Annotated in this window: 17 protein-coding genes; 4 read left to right on the top strand and 13 right to left on the bottom strand. The window is 63.1% G+C overall.

Features of this window, described 5'->3' with window-relative positions; all coding sequences use genetic code 11:
* Nucleotides 1-34 precede the first annotated feature (34 nt).
* Both ACXAG6_RS06045 and ACXAG6_RS06040 read right to left on the bottom strand, forming a co-directional pair.
* Complete coding sequence (locus ACXAG6_RS06045; protein WP_475336024.1) at nt 35-982, bottom strand: Bug family tripartite tricarboxylate transporter substrate binding protein; 948 nt, start codon at nt 980-982, stop codon at nt 35-37.
* Between the two features lie 198 nt (nt 983-1,180).
* Nucleotides 1,181-2,191 (bottom strand): LacI family DNA-binding transcriptional regulator, encoded by a 1,011-nt coding sequence (locus ACXAG6_RS06040; protein ID WP_475336022.1) that lies wholly within the window; start codon nt 2,189-2,191, stop codon nt 1,181-1,183.
* A 405-nt stretch (nt 2,192-2,596) separates the two neighbouring features.
* Here ACXAG6_RS06040 and ACXAG6_RS06035 point away from each other — a divergent pair, with 405 nt between their 5' ends.
* Complete coding sequence (locus tag ACXAG6_RS06035) at nt 2,597-4,549, top strand: TonB-dependent receptor plug domain-containing protein (protein WP_475336020.1); 1,953 nt, start codon at nt 2,597-2,599, stop codon at nt 4,547-4,549.
* 54 nt (nt 4,550-4,603) lie between these two features.
* Here the strand turns inward: ACXAG6_RS06035 and ACXAG6_RS06030 are convergent, their stop codons facing one another.
* The 8 genes from ACXAG6_RS06030 to ACXAG6_RS05995 all read right to left on the bottom strand — a co-directional run bounded on the left by ACXAG6_RS06030 (nt 4,604) and on the right by ACXAG6_RS05995 (nt 14,066).
* On the bottom strand, nt 4,604-5,080 hold the full coding sequence (locus tag ACXAG6_RS06030; RefSeq protein WP_475336019.1) for a MarR family winged helix-turn-helix transcriptional regulator: 477 nt from the start codon (nt 5,078-5,080) through the stop codon (nt 4,604-4,606).
* A gap of 68 nt (nt 5,081-5,148) precedes the next feature.
* Nucleotides 5,149-6,849 carry an ABC transporter ATP-binding protein gene (locus ACXAG6_RS06025; RefSeq protein ID WP_475336016.1) on the bottom strand — a complete coding sequence of 567 codons (1,701 nt, stop codon included), beginning with the start codon at nt 6,847-6,849 and terminating at the stop codon, nt 5,149-5,151.
* Between the two features lie 232 nt (nt 6,850-7,081).
* Nucleotides 7,082-8,971 carry a bifunctional sugar phosphate isomerase/epimerase/4-hydroxyphenylpyruvate dioxygenase family protein gene (locus tag ACXAG6_RS06020; protein ID WP_475336014.1) on the bottom strand — a complete coding sequence of 630 codons (1,890 nt, stop codon included), beginning with the start codon at nt 8,969-8,971 and terminating at the stop codon, nt 7,082-7,084.
* Nucleotides 8,968-9,822 carry a shikimate dehydrogenase family protein gene (locus tag ACXAG6_RS06015; protein WP_475336012.1) on the bottom strand — a complete coding sequence of 285 codons (855 nt, stop codon included), beginning with the start codon at nt 9,820-9,822 and terminating at the stop codon, nt 8,968-8,970. The genes ACXAG6_RS06020 and ACXAG6_RS06015 overlap by 4 nt, the downstream gene beginning before the upstream one ends.
* Complete coding sequence (locus tag ACXAG6_RS06010) at nt 9,819-11,333, bottom strand: tripartite tricarboxylate transporter permease (RefSeq protein WP_475336010.1); 1,515 nt, start codon at nt 11,331-11,333, stop codon at nt 9,819-9,821. Before ACXAG6_RS06010 ends, ACXAG6_RS06015 begins: the two co-directional genes overlap by 4 nt.
* Nucleotides 11,330-11,908, bottom strand: coding sequence for a tripartite tricarboxylate transporter TctB family protein (locus ACXAG6_RS06005; RefSeq protein WP_475336008.1), 579 nt, complete (start codon nt 11,906-11,908; stop codon nt 11,330-11,332). The genes ACXAG6_RS06010 and ACXAG6_RS06005 overlap by 4 nt, the downstream gene beginning before the upstream one ends.
* Nucleotides 11,909-12,019: 111 nt before the next feature.
* Nucleotides 12,020-13,021 (bottom strand): tripartite tricarboxylate transporter substrate binding protein, encoded by a 1,002-nt coding sequence (locus tag ACXAG6_RS06000; RefSeq protein WP_475336006.1) that lies wholly within the window; start codon nt 13,019-13,021, stop codon nt 12,020-12,022.
* 118 nt (nt 13,022-13,139) lie between these two features.
* Nucleotides 13,140-14,066 carry a LysR family transcriptional regulator gene (locus tag ACXAG6_RS05995; RefSeq protein ID WP_475336003.1) on the bottom strand — a complete coding sequence of 309 codons (927 nt, stop codon included), beginning with the start codon at nt 14,064-14,066 and terminating at the stop codon, nt 13,140-13,142.
* Between the two features lie 233 nt (nt 14,067-14,299).
* Between ACXAG6_RS05995 and bhcC the strand changes: the two genes are divergently transcribed.
* Nucleotides 14,300-15,466, top strand: coding sequence for a 3-hydroxy-D-aspartate aldolase BhcC (bhcC, locus tag ACXAG6_RS05990; RefSeq protein WP_475336001.1), 1,167 nt, complete (start codon nt 14,300-14,302; stop codon nt 15,464-15,466).
* A 12-nt stretch (nt 15,467-15,478) separates the two neighbouring features.
* On the opposite strand, the gene ACXAG6_RS05985 is transcribed toward bhcC, so the two are convergent.
* Entirely contained in the window at nt 15,479-15,964 is a 486-nt protein-coding gene (locus ACXAG6_RS05985; protein WP_475335999.1) for an ureidoglycolate lyase, read from the bottom strand.
* 314 nt (nt 15,965-16,278) lie between these two features.
* Between ACXAG6_RS05985 and ACXAG6_RS05980 the strand changes: the two genes are divergently transcribed.
* Nucleotides 16,279-17,514, top strand: coding sequence for a urate hydroxylase PuuD (locus ACXAG6_RS05980; RefSeq protein ID WP_475335997.1), 1,236 nt, complete (start codon nt 16,279-16,281; stop codon nt 17,512-17,514).
* Between the two features lie 22 nt (nt 17,515-17,536).
* Complete coding sequence (locus ACXAG6_RS05975; protein ID WP_475335995.1) at nt 17,537-18,367, top strand: phytanoyl-CoA dioxygenase family protein; 831 nt, start codon at nt 17,537-17,539, stop codon at nt 18,365-18,367.
* A 6-nt stretch (nt 18,368-18,373) separates the two neighbouring features.
* On the opposite strand, the gene ACXAG6_RS05970 is transcribed toward ACXAG6_RS05975, so the two are convergent.
* Together ACXAG6_RS05970 and ACXAG6_RS05965 are read right to left on the bottom strand one after the other, a co-directional pair.
* Nucleotides 18,374-19,576: an aminopeptidase P family protein gene (locus tag ACXAG6_RS05970; protein ID WP_475335993.1), complete on the bottom strand. Its 1,203-nt coding sequence runs from the start codon at nt 19,574-19,576 to the stop codon at nt 18,374-18,376.
* 184 nt (nt 19,577-19,760) lie between these two features.
* Nucleotides 19,761-21,383, bottom strand: coding sequence for a GMC family oxidoreductase (locus ACXAG6_RS05965; RefSeq protein WP_475335991.1), 1,623 nt, complete (start codon nt 21,381-21,383; stop codon nt 19,761-19,763).
* Nucleotides 21,384-21,445 lie beyond the last annotated feature (62 nt).

Here is a 21,445-nt window from a genome sequence, read left to right as displayed (position 1 = left end):
ACGCCGGCGGGCACAAAACCCGCCGGCTCACGGTTCATTCCAAGAACTCGCTGTACTCTTCGGTCAGGCGATACTGGTCGGCCAGCAGCCCTTCCACCTCGGCGGGGGGCGCGTAGTCGAAGGCCGCGTTGGCCTGCCGTGCGCGCTCCAGAACCGCCGGATCCTCGGCCACCTTCGCCAGCGCCTCGGCCAGCGTGTCACGCGCCTCTTCGGGAATGCCCGGCGGGCCCATCATGAAGCGTCCGGTGATCACATTCGCCAAGTCCGGGATGCCCATGTCTTCGACCGTTACAGCATCGGGGAAGGCCTCTTCGTAGGCGGGGTCAAAGATCGCCAGCACATTCAGCTGCCCGCCCTCGGCATAGGAGACAAAGCCATTCGGCGTGTTGATCGACAGATCGACATCGCCGCGCACAACCGCGGAAACGAACTCACCTGCGCCCGCATATCCTGTCACCACCTCAAAGGGAAAATCCAGCAAGCTGGCCACGATCCCGGGCGTGAACTTCTGAGATGCCGCGATCAGCACCGGCCGATCAGCGTTCCGCAGATCTTCGATTGACTGAAACTCCGAATCCGGGGCCGCAACCACGGCCATACCGTCATAGGAAAGCCGCCCGAACTGGGTCATTTCACCGAGCTTGAAAGGCAGATCCTCGCCAGAGACCTCCGCAAGGATCATCGTGGTCGCAACCACGCCAATCGTGTAGCCGTCCGGATCGGCGCGATAGATCTCACCCACGCCGCGCCGTCCACCGGCACCAGAGACGTTCTCGACGATCACGGTGGCACCATCGGGCAGATATTGGGGCAAAGCATCGGCGATGATCCGTGCAATCGTGTCAAAGCCGCCGCCCGGGCCGTAAGGCACGATAATGCGGATGTCATCTTCGGGGTATTCCGCCAGCGCGGGGCTCGTCAGTGCGAACGTTCCCGCAGCAGCACAGGCAGCCGCCAAGAAACGGCGTAGTGTCGTTTTCATGTGATTCCTCCCTTTTTTGCAGCACGATCTTAGCTGACCTCCCTGTTCGCATGGGCGAGGCTTCGCATCGCCCCTGAGAGGTCAACCAATAAACATCGGCCGGCAATGCTCACGTTAGCATAACGTGCATCGCATCGCAATCATTTGATGCGCCCAGCATGAATCTCACCGCGCCGAAGCAACTGGAAACGCCAAATTTTAAGGCTGAACGCCCCGCGGAGCCGCCGTGCTGCCACGCAACGCAAGCTCTGGCTGGGAGATAGAGCGATATCCATCCTTGAACCCGCCCGGTTGGCGCAATTGGTGCACCAGCCAAAGCCCGCAGGCCGTTGCTAGCTCGGCAATCGGCATCCTCATCGTTGTGAGGCCCGGCCCCCACCATCGGAAGCCCGGTTCATCCCCGAACCCGATGATCGACACCTCCTCCGGCACCTTCAGTCCCGCCCCGATCAACTGATCGAGCACCCCCTCGGTGTGGAGGATCGCGCCCAGCACCAACCCTGTCGGGCGGTCCGGCATCTCCAGCAGCTCGCGCATCGCCTCACGCCCGAACTCAAAGGATGCGGGCGATCCCAGCAACTCCAGCTGTTCGTTCCCGGTCTCCCGTGCCGCGTCTCGGTAGCCAGCAAGGCGGCCCGCACCTGTCAGCAGGTCGGATGGGCCACCAACATAGGCAACCCGCCGGTGGCCCAGCTCATAGAGATGCATCGCCGCCTGATAGGTCGCCAGCCGGTCGTCGATCCCGAAAAACTGAGGCCCGAAGTCGGGATGGTCCCGCAGGATCTGTATATGTGGCGTCTTCCGGAGGTAGTTGACCGATTCCGCCCTCGGGTTCGCCGTGGGCACGATGATGATTGCGGCAACGTTCGCACTGGTGAGCTCATAGATATGGCGTTTTTCGAGCTTGGGGTCATCGTCGGTTTCACACAGCGCAAGCTGGTAGTCTGCCGCCATCAGGCACTGCGACAAAGACCGCGCCGTGGCCGAGAAAAAGCTGTTCGAGATATCGGGCACAATCAGGCCCACAAGATTGCTCGAAGCACCTCTCATCATCTGTGCCGCACGGTTAGACACGTAGCCGAGCCGCTCTGCCTCAAGGCGCACTCGCCTCTTTGTGGCCTCACTGATGCGGCCATCATCGGCAAGCGCCCGCCCCACCGTGGAGGGCGATATATCGAGCTTCGAAGCGATGTCCTTGATCGTAACCATGTATCCCTCACTGCGCACAACAATCGCCACGCAAGCAAGAGTCTTCAGTCTTATGCGGCGCTTTTCCCAACCTTTAGAGCCTCGAGTGGCGAAAGTTAACGATACTTGCGAGTTCGGCATTGTGGCACCCGGGCAGGGGTGAACGAGGTAGATCGCGGCAAGCAGGCCGTGCGTCAGGCTACGCCCCTCCCCGCTCGACGTGCCAAGGCCTGCGTTTCACGCGCAAACCACCAAGTTGCCGCACCTCACACAACCCACCCCCCTAGCGACTTTTTTGCAAGAAACCGGCCACTTTCCTCAGCGAACACATTACATGCACTTGCATCAAATGCGCGGCTGATCTACCGCCAATGCCAGCCAAGCCTCTGAGCCCAGCCAGGACTGATGACACTCAGGGGACCACACATGCCACTCATCTTCCGCCGCAGCCGCTATGCTGCCTCCTGCTCCGCAATTGCACTGATGGCGCTCTCTGGCACCGTTTCGCACGCGCAGGACGCTTCCACCGTTTTCACCCTCGACCCGATCCTCGTGCAACAGCGCGACGAGTTGGGCGATGAGGCCGATCGCGCCACCTCGGCCTATGTGTCCGACCGCGAGTTGGAACGCGCCCGCACCGGCGATTTAAAAGACGTGTTCTCAGGCATCGCCTCGGTCTCCGTCGGCGGGGCGCTGCCGCTGACCCAGAAGATCTTCGTCAACGGTGTCGACATGCTCAACCTCGGCGTCACCGTCGATGGCACGGCGCAGAACAACCGCGCCTTTCACCACGTTTCGGCCAACGCCATCGACCCCGGGCTGCTAAAGCAAGTGCGGGCCGATGCCACCGTTTCGCCAGCCGATGCCGGTCCCTATGCGCTGGCCGGCTCCGTGGTGTTTGAAACCGTGGATGCCTCCGACATTCTGGAGCAGGGCGACAGCTTCGGCGGCAACCTCCGGCTGTCGTTCTCCGACAACGGCCAAACCCTGCAATCGGCACTTACGCTGGCCGGCCAGCAGGGCGGCTTCGAATGGCTGCTCTATGGCAAGACCGCCGATGGCGAAGATTATGAAGACGGCGACGGCACCCGCATCTACGGCACCCGCGCCGCGCTGGAGAGCTACCTCGGCAAGGTCGCCTACGAGGGCAACGGCCAGCGCTTCGAGTTCTCGGCCCAGCGCCTGATGGACAGTTCGCTCCGGCAGGAGCGCGCGAACTTCGGCGGCATCGGCGGGGTGGATGACGCGCTGACGCTCTACAACACCACCCGCGAGAGCTATTCTTTCGTTTACGAAACCCCGGATGCCACCGGCATGTGGGATCCGCGCGTGCATATCGGTTACTCCGAGAGCGAAATCGTGAAACCCGAACCTTGGGACAGCAACGGCCGCTCCGGCAGCTTCTCGACCACCCTGCAAAACACCTTCCACCTCAGTGAAGGCAACACGGTGACCGCCGGGATCGACTATCAGGAGCGCTTCGGCAACTACCTGAGCCCGACTTACGCCGAGGATCAGACCGAGGAGTCGCAAAATGTCGGCATCTTCGCCCAAGCGCGGCTGCAGCCGAGCGACCGGCTGAAGGTCTCGTTCGGCGCGCGCTATGACAGGCAAAGCTTCACCGGGGTGAACGGGTTTGAGGGCGACTTCTCCGGCTGGTCCGGCAACGCTTCGCTCGCCTTCGCCGCCACCGATGAGCTGACCCTGCGCGGCGGAGTGTCTTCCGTCTTCGGCGGCCTCGTGATCGAAGACAACTACGAATTCTGGCGCATGCTCGCCCCCACGGCTTACGACAGCCTGGAGGCCGCCCGCGCCGAGAATGCCACCCTCGGCTTCGACTGGACACGCGGCGACCTCACGCTGTCGGGTGAGGTCTTTGTCTCCGAGATCAAGAACGCGCGGAGCAGCACCAATACCTTCGATTTCAAGAGCAAGGGCTTCAACCTCGGCGCAACCTACGGCTGGAACACCGGCTTTGCCCGGATGACGCTGTCGCACAGCGACGTAGAAATCAACGGCGCGCCGGGTGAGAGCTTTACCGCGCAAGACTACGGCGCACCGCTTGGCACGCTGGTGGCCTTCGAGGTCGAGCAGGAAACCCGGGTGGAAGGCCTCAAGGTCGGCGGCGGGCTGGATGTGGCGCTCGACTATGATTTCGATGATCCCGCGCTGATCGACCTCGATGGCTACACGGTGGTGAACGCCTGGGCCGAATACGTGCCGCCGAGCACGCCCAACCTGACGATCCGCGCCGAGGTGAACAATATGTTCGACGAACAATATGCCGACCGCGCGACCTACGGCGGCGAATACGGCACGATCACCCCGCTGCGCGAACCGGGCCGCACCATTTCGCTGGTGGCCGTGGCCAAGTTCTAGGCCACACCCCCGCCCGCAACCAGACGCCGCCGGTGCCCTGCATCGGCGGCGTTTTCAGTCGTAAAGACGGATGAGAAGCCGAGCCAGCGCATAGGTTTCGTCAACAGAAAGGCGGCTGCCAACCTCTTCTGCGATGGCCGCGCGATAAACCTCCCAGATCTGCCCATGCCTGCCCTTGCCCGCGCCGGTGAGCCGCAGCACCTTTCCGCGCCCCGGCCCGGGGGCAGCAGCGCTTATGATCCAGCCCTCCTCCTCCAGCCGTGCGGCGTGGCGCGAGAGGGCATATTGCGGGCAGAACAGCTTGCGCTCCAGCGCGGCCATGGGCAGCCCATCCGGCCCCGCCCGCTCCAACTCCAGCAGGATCTCGTACCAGACTGGGTCGCCCACACCAATCTCGCGCAGCGCCTTGGCAATGCGCCCGCCGGTGCTGCGGTGGATGCGTAGCAGGTTGAACCACACCCGGTTGGCGCCCATCGCCGGATCGGAATCATCGGCAAAGGCTTCGCTCGCTGTGCCGGGCTGGTCTTCCATCGGGTCCACTCGCTGATCTGGCCCCTTGATCTACCGCGCCCGGCCCCAGCAGGCCAGCGCGAAGCGGCTCAGCTGATCAGCGCATGATAGGCCGCCTGCCGCGCCACCAACGCATCATGCGAGCCCATTTCCACGATCCGGCCTTGGTCGAGCACAATGATCCTGTCGGCATCACGAATGGTGTTGAGCCGGTGGGCGATGGTGAGCGTGGTGCGCCCTTCGGAGAGCCGGGAGAGAGCCGCCTGCACCTCGCGCTCAGTGCCCCTGTCGAGCGCCGATGTGGCTTCGTCCAGCAGCAGGATCGGCGGGTTCTTGAGGAAAACACGGGCAATGGCCACCCTCTGGCGCTGACCACCCGAAAGCATAACACCGCGCTCGCCCACCACCGTATCAAGCCCGTCCGGCAACTCCCGCACCAGCTCCGCAAGCTGGGCGTTTTCGACCGCTGCCGCAATCGCGGCCTCATCGGCGCCGAGCGCCCCATAGGCGATGTTGTCGCGCAGCGTTCCGCCAAACAGAAACACATCCTGGCTCACCAGCCCGACCTGGCTGCGTAACGATGCCAGCGTCATATCGCGGATCGGCATGCCATCAATCCGGATCTCGCCCGCGCTCGGCTCGTAGAAACGAGGCACCAGCGCGGCCAGCGTCGTCTTGCCCGCACCGGAATGGCCCACCAGCGCCACTTGCTCACCCGGGGCGATTTCAAGGCTGATGTCATGCAACACGCCGCGCACACCGTCATAGGCAAAGCTCACGTGGTCAAAACTGATCGCGCCGTGCAGCGCGGGAGCCTCCCGCGCGCCCTCTGCGTCGGTGATCTCGGGGGCGGTGTCCATCAGCTCAAGATAGCGACGAAACCCGGCAATGCCGCGTGGGTAAAGCTCCAGCACGGCGGCAATCTTTTCCAGCGGGCGAAAGAACACACCAACCAGCAGCAGGAAGGCCACATAGGAGCCGGTGCTGAGGCTGCCCTGAAACACGTAACCCGCGCCGACAACCATCACCACCACCTGCACCACCCGCAGGCCCATGTAATGCAGCGCCGAAACGCCTGCCATGATCCGATAGGCCTCAAGCTTGGTGGTGCGATAGCGGCTGTTATCCTCTCCAAAGAGAGTGCGCTCATGTGGCTCGTTGGTGAAGGCCTGCACCACGCGAATACCGCCGATGCTTTCCTCCAGCCGCACGTTGAAGGCGCCAACGCGGGCGTAAATCTCTTGCCAGGCCCGCGTCATCCGCCCGCCATAATGGGCCAGCAACCAAGCCATGACCGGCACGATCACCAGCGTGATCAGGGCAAGCTGCGGGTGCAGCCAGAGCATGAGCGCGAAGGCCCCGATAAAGGTCATGATCGCGATAAACAGGTCTTCCGGCCCGTGGTGCGCCACCTCGCCGATCTCTTCGAGGTCACGGGTAACGCGGGCCACCAGCTTGCCGGTCTCGGCCCTGTCAAACCACGACCAGCTGAGCCGGGTGAGCCTGTCAAACGCGCGGGCACGCATCTCTGTCTCGATATTGATGCCCAGCATGTGGCCCCAATAGGTCACGATCGCCATGAGCGCGGTGTTTATGAGGTAAACCGCAACCAGCCCCCCAGCGGCCAAAACGGTCAGCGGCCAGTCGCCCTGCGGCAGCAACGTGTCGATAAAGCCCGCAATCGCGAGCGGAAAGGCAAGTTCCAGCAGGCCAGAAGCCACAGCGCAGCCAAAGTCGAGCCAGAACAGCCGCATGTGCGGGCGATAATATTCAAAGAACTGATGGATCATGAGGCGGTGATTTTTGACACCGTTCCCTCATAGGCCCCTCCCAAAAGAAGTTCCAGAAACCGATGGCTACGATCCTCAGATAGGCCAAACTGCGCAAAGCCACGGGCGCCATGTGGCGTCCCCCGGCGAGGCAAGGCGCCTGCTAGGTCTCGCGCCTCACTGAGCAACAGGTTGGGCCACCTGCCTGCGCGCGTAGCGAGGCGCGCAGGCGGCCGTGGCACCGGCCCTGAGCCTATCGCTTAGGCATGCCCTTGGGCCGCGCAAGGCGCTTTTGAGCGGCAATCCGGAAGGGCGCGTTGGGCGCCCCATAGCCATCGTAGCCGTTCACCCGCTGCACCACCTCAAAGAACAACCCGCCAGAGAACGGGCGGCTGTAAAACTGGTAGAACGCGCCCGCGCTGTCTTCATCATAGAGGATGTTCAACTCGGTGAGCTGGGCCAGCACCTCGGAGCTCAGCGAAAAGCGGGCCTGCAAATCGCTGTAGTAGTTCCCCGGCATGGGCAGCGGCTCAAAGCCAAGCGCCGCCATGGCGCGGGCGGTGGCAAAGATGTCCTGCGAGGCAAAGGCCACGTGCTGCACCGCACCGCCGAAGCTCTCGGCCAGAAAGCTGCCTGCCAGAGTGCGGTGGGTTTCGGCCCCGTTGAGGGTAATCCGAAAGGCAGAATCCGGCGTGCTGATCGCCTGACTGCGCACAAGGCCATCCGGGTCGATCACATCAACCATAGGTGCGCGGCCCATCTCGAAGATCGAGGTATAAAACAGCGACCAGCTCAGCATCTCGTCGTAGTTCATGGTTTCGGCCACGTGGTCGATCCGGCTCAGCCCCGCATCGGCCTTCGGCGCGCCCTCCACGGGCTGAAACTCAACGTTCCAAACATCGGAGAGGCCGCTTGCCTCGTCGATAAAGTGCATCACGCTGCCGCCAACGCTGCGGATCGCCGGAATCTTCATTTCACCCGGCCCAAGCGGCTGCTGAAACGGCGCAGAACCCAGCGCAACCGCCCGCCGCTCGGTATCGGCACCGCTCGCAACTGACAGTCCGAGATCGCAGATCGTGGTGCCATGAGCCATATAGGCAGATTGCGCAAAGCCGGTGTCTTCGGTGTTCACCACAATCCGGATTTCGCCCTGCTGCCAGAGCGCAACACTCTTGGACACATGGCTCCCGACATGGGAAAACCCCATTGTTTTCAGGAAAGTCTCCAGCGCGGCGGCCTCATCGCCACGGGTGGCGAACTCGATGAAGGACACACCCTCAACAGCCACGCGCGGCGGCAAATCGGGCAAGTCGATGCGGATATCGGGCTCCAGCCTGCGGACGTCATCCATCAGCGCAACAAGCGAGCGGTGGCCATCAAGCGCAAGCCCCGCAGGTTTGCCACCGCGAAACTGGTCATTGAAGATCTCAAGGCTGATCGGGCCACAATAGCCAGTGGCCGCAACCGCACGCATAAACTCCGTCACCGCCAGATCGCCCTCGCCCGGCATGCTACGAAAGTGGCGCGACCAATACAGCAGATCCATCTCGATCAGCGGCGCATCGGCCAGCTGGACAAAGAAGATCTTGTCACTCGGAATGCGGCGTATGGTGTCCGGGTCGATCTTTCGGGCGAGGGTATGAAAGCTGTCGAGGATCAGGCCGATGTTCGGGTGATCGGCGCGGCGCACGATCTCCCACGCATCGCGATGATCGTTCACATGGCGGCCCCAAGCCAGCGCCTCGTAGCCCACGCGCACCCCATGCTCGGCGGCAATGTCACCCAGCTCGTGGAAGTCAGCGGCAGCGCGATCCACCCCGCCCAGAGCGTCGGGATGCAGGGAGGAGCAGAACAGGATCAGATCGGTGCCCAACTCCTGCATCACATCAAACTTGTGCTTTGCCCTATCAAACGCCCGCTGGCGCGCCTCGCCGGTGAGCCCCTCGAAGTCTCGGAAGGGTTGAAACAGCGTAATCTCAAGCCCGTGGTCACGGATCATCTCGCCGATCTCGCGTGGGGAGCCAGTGTCTGCAATGAAGTCCTGTTCGAAAATCTCGATACCGTCGAAGCCCGCCTTGGCGATGGCCTCCAGCTTTTCGCGCAGGTTGCCTGATATCGAGACGGTGGCGATGGAGGTTTTCATGCCGGCTCTCCCTGTTTGGCAAGCTCTGCCCGCAGCCGGGCCTCATCCAGCGGAAGGCCCGAGAAGTGGGCCCAAGCGTGAACGCCCTGATAGAAAAACAGCTCGTACCCCGAGATGAGGGTGGCACCTGCCGCGCCAGCGTCTTGCAGAAACTCGGTGTTCACCGGGGTGTAAACAGCGTCAAACGCCCATGCCGCACCCTGCATCGCCCCGGCAGGAAGCGGCGTGCCAGCGTAGCCGACCATGCCCACGGGCGTGCCATTGAGCAGCCCATCAGCCCCGTCAGCCGCGGTGGCCGCATCCGCAAACACCTCGATGGCAGGGGCCGCCCCGAGGTTGCCAAGCTCTTCGGCCAGCGCCTCGGCCTTGACGGGGTTCTGGTCAACCAACCGGATCGCCGTTGCCCCAAGCGCCACAAGGCCAAAGGCAAGAGCCCGGCCCACGCCGCCAGTGCCAATGAGGCAAGCGGTGCCAACGGCCGCATCACCGCGCAGGGCACGATAGGCCGCGACGAAGCCGGTGTAATCGGTGTTGTGCCCCTTCGGCGGCCCGCCCTCTGCAAAGAGCACCGTGTTGACGGCACCAATGGCCCGCACAAGCGGGTCGTCGATGGCCACCATCCGGGCCGCCCGCTCCTTGTAGGGGTAGGTCACGTTGATGCCGCGATACCCCCGGCTCTTGCAGGCCCCAAAAAGCGCCTCGAAGTCTTCGCCAAGCTCCTTGGGCACCAGCCTGTCATATTGCACCGACACCCCGTTCTGTGCCCCCGCCATGCGGTGCAGCGCGGGCGCGCGGGAACCCGCGATATTGTCTCCGATCAGCCCGAGTTTCAGTTCCGCGTCGCGGGTCATGCACGCCCACCTTTCTTGCCAAAAACACGCGCCTTCGCCGCGGCCCAAACCGGCGTTTGCGACACGAAAATGAGGATGACGGAGACCAGCAGCACAATTGACAGCGGGCTGGAGAAGATACCGCCAAAGAACCGTCCAAGGTCTTCCTGCTCAGAGATGATCGCCCTGCGCCAGTTGTCATCAAGCAGCCGCGACAGGATCACGCCAAGGATCACCGGCCCCAGTGGGTAGCCGTAGTGGCGCATGAAATAGCCGAAAACGCCAAAGCCCAGCATCCAGTACACATCGGTGATCGAGTTGTTCACCGCGTAAGCGCCAACGATCGAGAGCAGCATGATCAGCGGCACCAGCACGCTGCGCGGCATCTCGACGATCTTGGTGAAGAGCCGAATGCCGGTGAGCCCGAAGAGCAGCATGAAGAAATTCGCCGTCACGAGGCAGCCGACGATAAACCAGAACATATCGGGCTGGTCGATCATCAACATCGGCCCGGGGTTGAGCCCGTGGATGAAGAGCGCGCCAATCATGATCGCCGTCACTGCATCGCCGGGGATGCCAAGGGTCATCATCGGAATGAAGGCCCCGCCCACAGCCGCGTTGTTGGCGGTTTCGGGGGCCACAAGCCCCTCCATCGCGCCATCACCAAACGGCCGCTCTGGGGCTTTGGTAACGCGCTTGGCGTGGTCATAGGCCATGAGCGCGGCAATATCGCCGCCAGTGCCGGGCAGCGCACCGATCACCACGCCGATGGTGGAGGTCTGCAGGCTCAGCGGCAGGTGTTTCTTCACCGTCGCAAGCGAGGGCACGATGCGGGTGATCTTCTGGCGCACAGCGTCCTTGTCAACGTGGTGAAGCTGCAGCAGCGCTTCAGACACGCCGAACATGCCGATCATCACCGCAATGAAAGAGATACCCCCCTCCAGCAGCTGAAACTCGAAGGTAAAGCGCTCCGCAAAGGTCAGCGGATCGCGCCCCACCGCGCCAAGGGCAATCCCAAGCGCCCCGGCAAAGATGCCCTTCACAAGGCTGCCTTGGCTCAGCGAGCCGACCAGCAGGATGCCGAGCACCCCCAGCAGCATGTAGTCGCGCGGCTGAAAGCGCAGCGCAAAGTCCGAAACCAGAGGCGCAGCCAGAGCCAGCACACCAATGCCGACGAAACCACCGATGAAGCTCATCACCGTGGTCACGCCAATCGCCGTGCCCGCCTCGCCCCGCTTGGCCATCGGATAGCCGTCAAGCGCGGTAGCAATGGCCGAGGGGGCGCCGGGAATGTTGAGCAGGATCGCCGTGCGTGAGCCGCCATAGACCCCGCCCATGTAGATACCGATCATCAGCGAAATCGCCGGGTACACATCCCACGAGAAGGTAAAGGAAATCAGGATAGAAACGGCCATGGTGACAGACAGGCCGGGAATTGCGCCAACGTAGACACCCGCAAAGGTGCCGAGCCCAACCAGCAGCAAGAGCTGCGGCTGGGTGAAAACGGTCAGAAAATCCATCAGCGTGGTCATCCTGCGCCTCCCGCGCTGAGGAGGCCCCGGAAGAACTGGATCATCTCGGATTCAGGCACGATGCCTGCCGGCATTAGCACGCTGAAGACGATGCGGAAGATCAGCCAGATCACGATGAGGCTGCCAAGGGCAACCACCAGCGTCCAAAGCCATCCGCGCCGCGCGAGGATCTTGATGGCCGCGAGGAGGAACAACGCCGATGTGGGCAAAAACCCGAGCGGGCGCAGCAGCACGCCATAGGCCACCAGGAAAAGCGCGAAGATTAGAACGACCGGCGGCAGGATGTCTTTTGCCAGTGCTTCGGCCCGGTCGAGCGGCAGCCGCGCTGTCTGAAACAGCACGATGGCCGCCGAAACGACCATGGCAAAGGTGGTCGCCATTGGGATGGACCGGGGCGACGAGAGACCATTGGGGCCAAAGGGATTTTCGATCCCATAGGCGCTCCAGAGCAAGCCAAGGCTGGCCACCAGCAAAACAGCGGCAAAGAGCAGCTCGCCGGGGCGGCGTTTTCCACGCTCTCCACCGGGTGTGGCGTCGGAGGTGCCGTCATGATGGTCGGGGTCGATGTGCTCCATGGTGTCCTCCCTTGGGCCCGAAAGAATTGGGCACCGCACTTCGCGCAGAAATGCGGTGCCCGGCAACTTGGCGCTGGCTATCCATCATCCGGAGCGCCACGCCTTGAGCTGTTACTCTCCGGGGCGCGCGATCCCGAACTCCTCGGGGGAGGTCTTTGTCAGCCCGGCATCCTGCAAAAGCCAAGCGGTGCCCTGCTGCCACTTGGAGAGGAAGGCGTTTGCCTCTTCGCCCGAGATCCCCATCAGAGTGAAGCCGCGATCTTCCATCAGCTTCACGAAGTCGGGGTGCTGTGCACCGGTCGCATAGGCGTCCGACAGCTTTGCCACCACGTCATCGGGCGTTCCGTTGGGCACAAAAACACCAAAGAACGGGCCCCAAGGCAGGTAAGTGCTATAGGCATCGTTGAACGAGGTCACATGGGGGACATCGGGCAGGTGCTCGTTAGCCTCCACGTCAAAGATTGCGAGCGGCTTCATGTTTCCTGCACGGATGCCTTCGATGGCGGCACCAAGCACGGCGGGCATAACGTCAATCGCGCCACCCTGTAGGCCGGTCAGGGCCGGGCCGTCACCATCATAGGGCACAGCCGTCACATCAAGCCCGCCTTCAACCGAAGAGATCATCGCAGTGACCACCGAAGGCAAGCCACCGGGACCCGTGGAGCCAAACTTAACCTCGCCGGGGTTCTCTTTGATGTAGGCCATCATCTCGGCGTAATCGTTGAACGGCGCATCGGGGTTGGCCACAAGCATCGGGGTGCCACGGGCGAGGATCGAGATCGGGATAAACTCGTTATAGTCCTTATCGCCCAGCCCCATGATCTTGTAGAGCATCGGGTTTTCGGCGCCCATCAGCACGGTGTAGCCATCGGCCGCAGAGCCTGCCACGTGGTTCAGCGCGATCGCGCCCACGGCTCCGGTCATGTTCTGCATAACCACAGTGCCGCCCAGCGCCTCTTCGGCATGGGGCGTGACCGAGCGCATCACAGTGTCGGTAGAGCCGCCGGCCCCCCACTGGATGATGCCCTGAATCTCTTTTTCGGGGTATTCCGCAACAGCAGCCGTGGCCGTCAGAACAAGGGCGCTCAACGCGCCGCCAATGATGTGCTTCATTCTCTTCCTCCCAAGTGTGTCAGTCCTGCGCCGGTTTTACGGCTATGGATGCAGGGAACTCTGCCGTGCATTGCCTCTTAACGTCAAATACCCATTTTGCGCACTTGTTAACATCACGTTATTTTCGTGCCCGATACCACGGCCCATCTTCCACCGCCCGCCCAAGCTCGCGCCGGAATTGGGCAATGGCATAGTCGGCATAGCCCGAGAGCACCCGGCCCTTCTTGCGCGAGACATAGCTCTTGATCCGCAAATCCTCCACCAACGGGCGGCGCTCCAGCCCCGGCATATAGACCTCCGCCACCGAAAACTCGTCGATCACCGCCACGCCAAGCCCGTGGCGCACCAAACTTACCACGGTCTGCGCAAAACGCCCCCGCATGGCAAAATTCACCTCCAGCCCCGCCACGGCGAAGGGCTCAGCCAGCAGCGCGCCGTAAGGATCGGATGGGTCCACACCGATCAACTCTTCCTTGGCGAGGTCAGCAACCGATACCTGCTTCTGCCGCGTCAGCGGGTGCCCCTCAGGCAGCACCGCCACCAACTGCCCTTCGGCGATTTCCTCATTCTCGATAGCGGCATTCTCGACGGCAGAACTCATGATGACAAACTCGCCGCGTTCCAGCAGGAGGTATTCAACCGTTTCCTCAATCTTCAGCACGTTCAGATCGACAAAGAGGTCATCATAGCGGCTGCGTACCTGCCGCAGCGCGCGGGCAGCGATGAACTGGGCGATGGAGGGCGCGGTGGCGAAAGAAAGGCGCACAGCCTCACCCTTCTGCAGCGAGCCGAGGGCAAGCTGCAGGTTCTCGACCCCGCGATAAACCTCCCGCACTTGGTCAAAAACGCGACTGGCCTCGACCGAAGGGGTAAACAGGCCCGCCTTCCGCTCGAACAGCCGAATGCCAAGGGACTCTTCGGTGTGTTTCACAAGGCGGCTGATACCTGGCGCGGAAACGTTGAGCATCTCCGCCGCACCACTGATCGTGCCGGTCATCATCACCGCCCGGATCACCTCGACCTGTCTCAGCGTCATTTCCGACATGCCATGCCCTCCCCGGCCCAGAATTAACCTGAGGTTACTCAAGCATAAAGACAAGCACCTGAAGTTACGCCACGCTCGCCAACCACCCAAACGGCAACCGATGGAACGGAGCCGCAGCCTCGGCACATCGGACGCGGGAACAACTTGCACAGCGCCGCGACCAGAGCCGCGACCAGAGCCGCTGGGTCTTTCCACGGCATTGCCCTATCTACCCGGCAAAGGGAGTAAGGCGCATGATCCGACAACAGCACGATTTCACCGATCTGGAAGTGGGCTTTGACATTCCCGCCCGCCCGGGCATGGACGCCGCCGACATCCAGACCCCGGCACTGGTGCTCGATCTCGATGCACTGGAAGGCAACATCGCAAAGATGGGCGCCTACGCCCGTGCCCACGGCATGCGCCATCGCGTTCACGGCAAGATGCACAAATCGGTCGATGTGGCCAAGCTCCAGCAAAAGCTGGGCGGCGCCGTGGGCGTGTGTTGCCAAAAGGTGAGCGAGGCCGAGGTCTTTGCACGCGGTGGCATTCGTGACCTGCTGGTGAGCAATCAGGTCCGCGACCCGCTCAAGCTCAAAAGGCTCGCCCGCCTGCCCCTGCTTGGCGCCGAGGTCACTGTTTGCGTGGATGATGTGGCCAATGTCGCCGAGCTATCCGCCGCTGCGCAAGCCGCTGGCACCGAGCTTGGCGTTCTGGTGGAGATCGACTGCGGCGCAGGCCGGTGCGGGGTGGCAAGCCCCGCCGCGGTGGTGGAAATTGCACAGGCGGTCATTGGGGCCACCGGGCTAAGGTTTTGCGGGCTTCAGGCCTATCAGGGCGCGATGCAACACCACACCCGCTTCGAGGACCGCAAGGCCAAGGCCGATGTCGCCATCGCCATGGTCAAAGAAACGCTCGCCGCGCTGAAGGCCAAGGAGATCAGCTGCGCGGTGGTGTCAGGCGGCGGCACCGGCTCCTACCCGTTCGAAAGCACATCAGGCGTTTACAACGAGCTGCAATGCGGCTCCTACGCCTTCATGGATGCCGACTATGGCCGAATTCTGCAGGAAGATGGCGCACGGATCGACCGGGGCGAGTGGGAGAATGCGCTGTTCCTCCTCACGCAGGTGATGAGCCACGTTCAGCCCGACAGGGCGATTTGTGACGCCGGGCTGAAGGTGCAATCGCTCGATAGCGGGCTGCCGGAGGTCTTCGGGCGCGAGGATGTCACCTATACCGCCTGCTCCGACGAACATGGCGAGCTTTCCGATCCGGGCGGCACCCTCAAACCGGGCGACAAGCTGCGGCTGGTGCCCGGCCACTGTGACCCAACCATCAACCTGCATGATTGGTATGTCGGCGTGCGCAACGGCAAGGTCGAATGCCTCTGGCCCGTCAGCGCCCGCGGCAAGGCGTTCTGAAGGCTGCCCGGATTACCCAACAACCTCGTAGGGCTCTGCAAACCAGTGTTCCTCAAGGTTGTCACCCGGCCCGATCCTGTCGAGCACCGCAAAAAGGCCGGGCGCCGAGAGCGGGGTGAGAACGCCGTGCCATGTGCCCCTGTGGTAGTTAACCCCCTGCCCCGGCGCGGTTTGAAAGGCCACCGGCCGCCCCGGCCTGCCCCCCTCATCGGGAGCGACGATCACAAGAAAGGGCGCGTGGCTCATCGGCAAAAAGGCCTGGCTCCCCTCCGGGTGGCGCTCCACCATCTCCAGCGCCATGGGCAGGCTGCGCGGCTGCGCATCAAACAGGCTGATACCCGCGCGGCCATCGGCAAAGTCCAGCTGCGCCCTGTCATGGTAGCGCCCGCAGAGGCCCTGATTGATGATCTTGTCAGCGGGGCCGGTGGCCTCAAGCACATCGCCAAAGGGCGCAAAGGCCGCGGCGGTGAGCGAGGCGATGGGCACGGCGCGGCTCACGCCTCCGCCCTCGCCCGGAGCACGGCCCGCTGCCAGACACCCTCGTGTTTGTCATCTGAGGTCCGCATACATGTGCCTTTCCTTTGCCTCCGCCCTTTTATGAGCCCGCCAATCGAACCCCTTTTCGCCCCGTGACGAAAGGGGCGATTTGCCCGCCACGCCCCCGGCTTGCGGCACAGCTGCCAAACAGCGCATATTTTGCAAGCAGCGCGATAAACCGGCCAACCCTTCGCACCTCGGCAACAGCCGGTCATGGCAGAGCGTCGCGTCTCGGACTAGCCTGTGCTGGAATCAGAGTTTTGAGGGCGCAGGGCATGTATGATCTGGCAGCGATCTGGGACTGGGTGGGATTTGCGGTGCGCTGGCTGCACGTCATCACCGCAATGGCCTGGATTGGCGCCTCATTCTACTTCATCGCGCTCGACCTGATGCTCAAACCCGCCAAGGGCATGCCGGAAGGCGCCTATGGCGAAGAATGGGAGGTCCACGGCGGCGGCTTCTACCACACCACCAAATATCTCGTCGCGCCCGCGCGGATGCCCGAGCACCTGACCTGGCACAAGTGGCAAAGCTATTCCACATGGCTCTCCGGCGCGGCTCTGCTGATGATCATCTATTGGGTCGGCGGCGAGATATTCCTGCTCGACCCGACCAAGGCAGATCTGGCGCTCTGGCAGGGCATAGTGATTTCCGGCGGCTCGCTCACCATTGGCTGGCTGGCCTATGACTTCATGTGCAAATCCAAACTCAGTGAGCAGCCAACGCTGCTGATGCTGCTGCTCTTTGCCATTCTGGTGGCAATGTCATGGGGCTATAACCAGATCTTCACCGGGCGGGCGGCCCTGCTGCACCTCGGGGCCTTCACCGCCACAATCATGACGGCAAACGTGTTCTTCCAGATCATGCCAAACCAGCGCATCGTGGTGGAAGACCTCAAGGCAGGCCGCACGCCGGATGCCAAGTACGGCAAGATCGCCAAGGTCCGCTCGACCCACAACAACTACCTGACGCTGCCGGTCGTCTTTTTGATGCTGTCCAACCATTACCCGCTGGCCTTTGCCACCGAGTACAGCTGGATCATCGCCAGCCTGATCTTCCTGACCGGCGTCACCATCCGGCACTACTTCAACACTATGCACGCCACCGGCAAAGGCCCGCATTGGACATGGGCGGTGACGGTGCTGTTGATGGTGCTCATCGCATGGCTTTCTGTCGCACCGATGCAAGACAGCCTTGAGGAGTCCGAGGCGCGCGCGCTCACGCCGCACGAGCAAAAGTTTGCCTCTGCCGAAGGCTTCGAAGAGGCCTACAACGTGGTGCTCGGCAATTGCTCCATGTGCCACGCCCGCGAGCCCTTCTTCAGCGACACCATGCTTTGGCCCCCCAAGGGCGTAGTGCTGGAAACCGAGTCCGATGTGGCGCGCAATGCCCGGCAGATCTTTCTCCATGCCGGAGCAAGCCACGCCATGCCGCCCCCCAATGCGGTTTCGACCATGACGCCAGAGAACCGCGCCGCTATCGTGGCGTGGTATCGCGGCGCAACGCGCTGAGCGCCACAAGGAGGAGGCCCCCGTGCATCCGCTTCTGACCGCCGAAACCATCGAAAGCTACCAGCGTGACGGCGCGGTGCTGATCCCCGGGCTGTTTCGGGCGCAGGTAGAGATGTTGCGCGCCGGAGTGGCCCGAAACATGGAAGAACCCGGCCCCTATGCCGCAGAAAACCTCAAATCCGGCGAGCGCGGGCGCTTCTTTGACGATTATTGCAACTGGACCCGCATCCCCGAGTTCGCAGAGGCCATCGCCGCCGCGCCGGTGGCCGAGGTGGCCGCCGGGTTGATGGGCTCACGCCGGGTGCAAATGTTTCATGACCATGTGTTGGTGAAGGAGCCAGAAACCTCCAAGCCCACGCCGTGGCATCAGGACGGCCCCTATTACTTTGTCGAGGGCCAGCAAACCGTCAGCTTCTGGGTGCCGCTGGACCCGGTGGGCGAGGCCACCCTGCGCTGCGTCGCCGGCTCGCACCGCTGGAAAAAGCCAGTGCTGCCAACGCGCTGGCTGGCGGAAACCAGCTTTTATCCCAACGAGTCAGATTACATGCCGGTGCCGGACCCTGACGCAGAGGGCATGGACGTTTGCGAATGGCAGATGCAGCCGGGCGATGCGGTGGCCTTCAATTTCATGACCCTGCATGGCGCACGCGGCAACGAAACCCGCACCCGTCGCCGCGCCTTCTCGCTGCGGCTGGTGGGCGATGACGCCCGCTACGTGGAGCGCCCGGGCCCCACCTCGCCGCCCTTTCCGGGCCACGGAATGCAGCCCGGCCAGCACCTGCGGGAAGACTGGTTTCCGGTGTTGCTGGAGCGGGAGCCCAAAAGTGCTCCCGCCCCCGCCGATCAGGGCTGACGCCCGTTACCCCACCACGTTGAACTCCGGCCCATAGGGATAGCCGGTGATGTTCTCGTTTCCGCCATCGGTGATGATAAGAATGTCATGCTCCCGGTAGCCGCCCGCGCCGGGCTGGCCCTCGGGAATGGTCAGCATCGGCTCCATCGAGATCACCATGCCGGGCTCCAGCACCGTGTCGATATCCTCCCGCAGCTCCAGCCCTGCCTCACGCCCGTAGTAATGCGACAGCACGCCAAAGCTGTGCCCATAGCCGAAGGTCCGATATTGCAACAGGTCGCGCTCAGCCAGGAAGGCATTGATTTGGCCGGTGATCTCAGAGCATCGCGCGCCCGGCTTCAGCAGCGACATCCCGAATTCATGCGCCGCCACATTGGCCTCCCAAACCGCCCGAGAGGCATCATCCACCTCGCCAACAAACATCGTGCGCTCCAACGCGGTGTAATAGCCGGAGATCATCGGAAAGGTGTTGAGGCTCAGAATATCGCCACGCTTGAGCCTGCGAGATGTCACCGGGTTGTGCGCCCCATCGGTGTTGATCCCCGACTGAAACCAGACCCATGTGTCTCGATACTCTGCCTCGGGGAAGCGCTGGGCGATTTCCAGCTCCATCGCGTCCCGCCCCGCCATCGCCACGTCGATCTCACGGGTGCCCTCACGCACCGCCTCTCGGATGGCATATCCCCCCACATCGGCCACCGCCGCGCCCTGCCGGATCAGCTCCAGTTCGGCGGCAGATTTGTGCATGCGCTGGCGCATGGTGGCCGGGGCAATATCGGTGGTGGAGGCAGGCTGAAGCAGGTCCAGCAAAAGGGCGTTCTGCGCCAACGTCAGGTGATCGCCCTCATAGCCCAGCGCCCGCCCCTCGCCGGTGACAGAGCGGATCGCCCGCCAAAAGTTGTTCCGCGCCCAGTCGGTATAGGTGATGTTGTCGCCATGACAGCGCCGCCACGGCTGGCCCGCGTCAATCCCCGCGCTGATGGTCACGCTTTGCTCAGGGGTGATGACAAGCCCATAGGGCCGCCCGAAGCTGCAATAGAGAAAGCCGGAGTAGTAGGCGATGTTGTGCATCGAGGTGAGCACGCAGGCCTCCACCCCGGCATCAGCCATGGCCGCGCGCAGGCCGGCGAGGCGGGCGTCATATTCGCTCGCGTCAAAGGGCAGCACGCGGTCGCCCTGGTGGAATCGATAAAACTCGGGACGGTCCATTCGCAAAATCCTTCTCATGGTCGCGCCCATGGGAAGGTCTTCCCCCATCGCGGCGACGATAAAGCAAGATCCCGGCGTTCAGGATGGAGGATCGGGCGCGCTCTGCCGCGCTGGCGACGCCATCGCCTGCCCGTGGCGCAACGATGCCGCAGAACGTGCAGCGCGGCAAGCGCAGTCCGGCAAATCAGGCGGCGGGTTGGGCCAGCATCATCTCGGCAGCTTTCTCGGCAATCATCGTCACGGGCGCATGAGTGTTGCCCGAAGGGATCGTCGGCATGATCGAGGCATCGGCGATGCGCAGGTTCGCAAGGCCGTTGAGGCGCAGCGAGGGGTCAACCACCGCGTCCGGGTCACTGCCCATGCGGGCGGTGCCAACGGGGTGAAAGATGGTGGTGCCAAGGTCTCCGGCAGCCTTCAACAGCTCGGCCTCACTCTGCACCTGCGGCCCCGGCTTGATCTCGCGCGGCTGCAACGCACGCAGCCCCTCGGCGGCCATCAGCGCGCGGGCATGGCGCAGGCTGTCGGTGGCCACGATCTGATCTGCCCGGGCAGAAAGATAGTTGGGCCGAATATCGGGCGCCTCATCGGCACTTGGCGCAGTGATGTGAATCGTCCCACGGCTCTCGGGGCGCAAATTGCAGACCGAGACGGTCACGCCCGGCTCACGGTCCAGCGGCTGGCCAAAGGCTTCCAGCGAGAGCGGCTGAACATGGTATTCGATATTGGCGCGCTCGAAGTCTGGCGCCGAGCGGGCGAAAATGCCAAGCTGGCTCGGCGCCATCGACATCGGCCCACTGCGGCGCAGGGCATATTCCAGCGCCACCCGCGCCTTGCCAAAGAGCGTGGCCAGCCGGTCATTGAGGGTCAGCGCCCCGGTGATGCGAAAGACCGTGCGGATTTGCAGGTGGTCTTGGAGGTTCTCACCCACGCCGGGGGCCTCCAGCGCCACGGGCAGGCCAAGAGATTGCAGCAGCGCGGGGTTGCCGATGCCAGAGAGTTCCAGCAGCTGCGGCGTGTTCACCGCCCCCGCCGAAAGCACCACCTCGCCCCGGCAGCGGGCGCGTTTGAGCTGGCCATTCTGGCGATAGATCACCGCTTCCGCGCGGCCATCGGCAAGCGACAGGCGCTGCGCATGAGCACCGGTTTCAACGCGCAGGTTGGCGCGGCCCCGGGCCGGTTTGAGAAAAGCCTTTCGCGCGTTCCACCGCAGCCCGCCGCGTTGGTTGACCGGAAAGTAGCCAACCCCCTCGTTGTCGCCATCGTTGAAGTCGGTGCAGGCCGGGATGCCCATGCTCTGCGCCGCCTCGGCCACCGCATCAAGCACCGGCCAGTGCAGGCGCTGCTCTGCCACATCAAGTTCGCCGCCCTTGCCATGAGCCTCGCTGGCCGGGCCATAGTGGTTTTCGGATTTGCGAAACAGCGGCAGCACATCGTCCCAGCCCCAGCCGGTGCACCCCGCCTGCCGCCACTGGTCATAGTCCGCCGCCTGCCCGCGCATGTAGATCATGCCATTGATCGAGGAGCAGCCGCCAAGCACCTTGCCGCGCGGATAGGCAAGGGAGCGCCCGTTCAGCCCGGGCTCCTCGGCGGTGCTGTAGCACCAGTCAAGCCGGGGGTTTCCCATCGCGTAAAGGTAGCCAACCGGAATGTGCACCCAATGATGGTTATCATGCCCGCCTGCCTCCAACAGGAGCACCTTGTTGGCGGGGTTTACGGAGAGACGATTGGCCAGCACGCAGCCAGCGGAGCCCGCACCGACAACGATGTAATCATATTCACCCGCGTCGGTAACTTGCGGCTCTGCCATGATGAACGATCCCCCCGGTTCCGCGCCGCTGCCCTGTGGCGACGCGTCCAGCGTTTGTCACC

It is taken from the genome of Vannielia sp. ABF1_015, assembly GCF_056160745.1.
Note: the sequence above shows the minus strand (reverse complement) of the source record. Positions and strands in the feature narration are given on the sequence as shown.

Excerpts from the sequence above, each read along its gene's own strand:
- ACXAG6_RS06035 (WP_475336020.1), top strand. The coding sequence starts at position 2,597 with ATGCCACTCATCTTCCGCCGCAGCCGCTATGCTGCCTCCTGCTCCGCA.
- ACXAG6_RS06020 (WP_475336014.1), bottom strand. The coding sequence starts at position 8,971 with ATGAAAACCTCCATCGCCACCGTCTCGATATCAGGCAACCTGCGCGAA.
- ACXAG6_RS05980 (WP_475335997.1), top strand. The coding sequence starts at position 16,279 with ATGTATGATCTGGCAGCGATCTGGGACTGGGTGGGATTTGCGGTGCGC.
- ACXAG6_RS05965 (WP_475335991.1), bottom strand. The coding sequence starts at position 21,383 with ATGGCAGAGCCGCAAGTTACCGACGCGGGTGAATATGATTACATCGTT.
- ACXAG6_RS06015 (WP_475336012.1), bottom strand. The coding sequence starts at position 9,822 with ATGACCCGCGACGCGGAACTGAAACTCGGGCTGATCGGAGACAATATC.
- ACXAG6_RS06000 (WP_475336006.1), bottom strand. The coding sequence starts at position 13,021 with ATGAAGCACATCATTGGCGGCGCGTTGAGCGCCCTTGTTCTGACGGCC.
- ACXAG6_RS06010 (WP_475336010.1), bottom strand. The coding sequence starts at position 11,333 with ATGACCACGCTGATGGATTTTCTGACCGTTTTCACCCAGCCGCAGCTC.
- ACXAG6_RS06040 (WP_475336022.1), bottom strand. The coding sequence starts at position 2,191 with ATGGTTACGATCAAGGACATCGCTTCGAAGCTCGATATATCGCCCTCC.
- ACXAG6_RS06045 (WP_475336024.1), bottom strand. The coding sequence starts at position 982 with ATGAAAACGACACTACGCCGTTTCTTGGCGGCTGCCTGTGCTGCTGCG.
- ACXAG6_RS06030 (WP_475336019.1), bottom strand. The coding sequence starts at position 5,080 with ATGGAAGACCAGCCCGGCACAGCGAGCGAAGCCTTTGCCGATGATTCC.
- ACXAG6_RS06025 (WP_475336016.1), bottom strand. The coding sequence starts at position 6,849 with ATGATCCATCAGTTCTTTGAATATTATCGCCCGCACATGCGGCTGTTC.
- ACXAG6_RS06005 (WP_475336008.1), bottom strand. The coding sequence starts at position 11,908 with ATGGAGCACATCGACCCCGACCATCATGACGGCACCTCCGACGCCACA.
- bhcC (WP_475336001.1), top strand. The coding sequence starts at position 14,300 with ATGATCCGACAACAGCACGATTTCACCGATCTGGAAGTGGGCTTTGAC.
- ACXAG6_RS05995 (WP_475336003.1), bottom strand. The coding sequence starts at position 14,066 with ATGTCGGAAATGACGCTGAGACAGGTCGAGGTGATCCGGGCGGTGATG.
- ACXAG6_RS05970 (WP_475335993.1), bottom strand. The coding sequence starts at position 19,576 with ATGGACCGTCCCGAGTTTTATCGATTCCACCAGGGCGACCGCGTGCTG.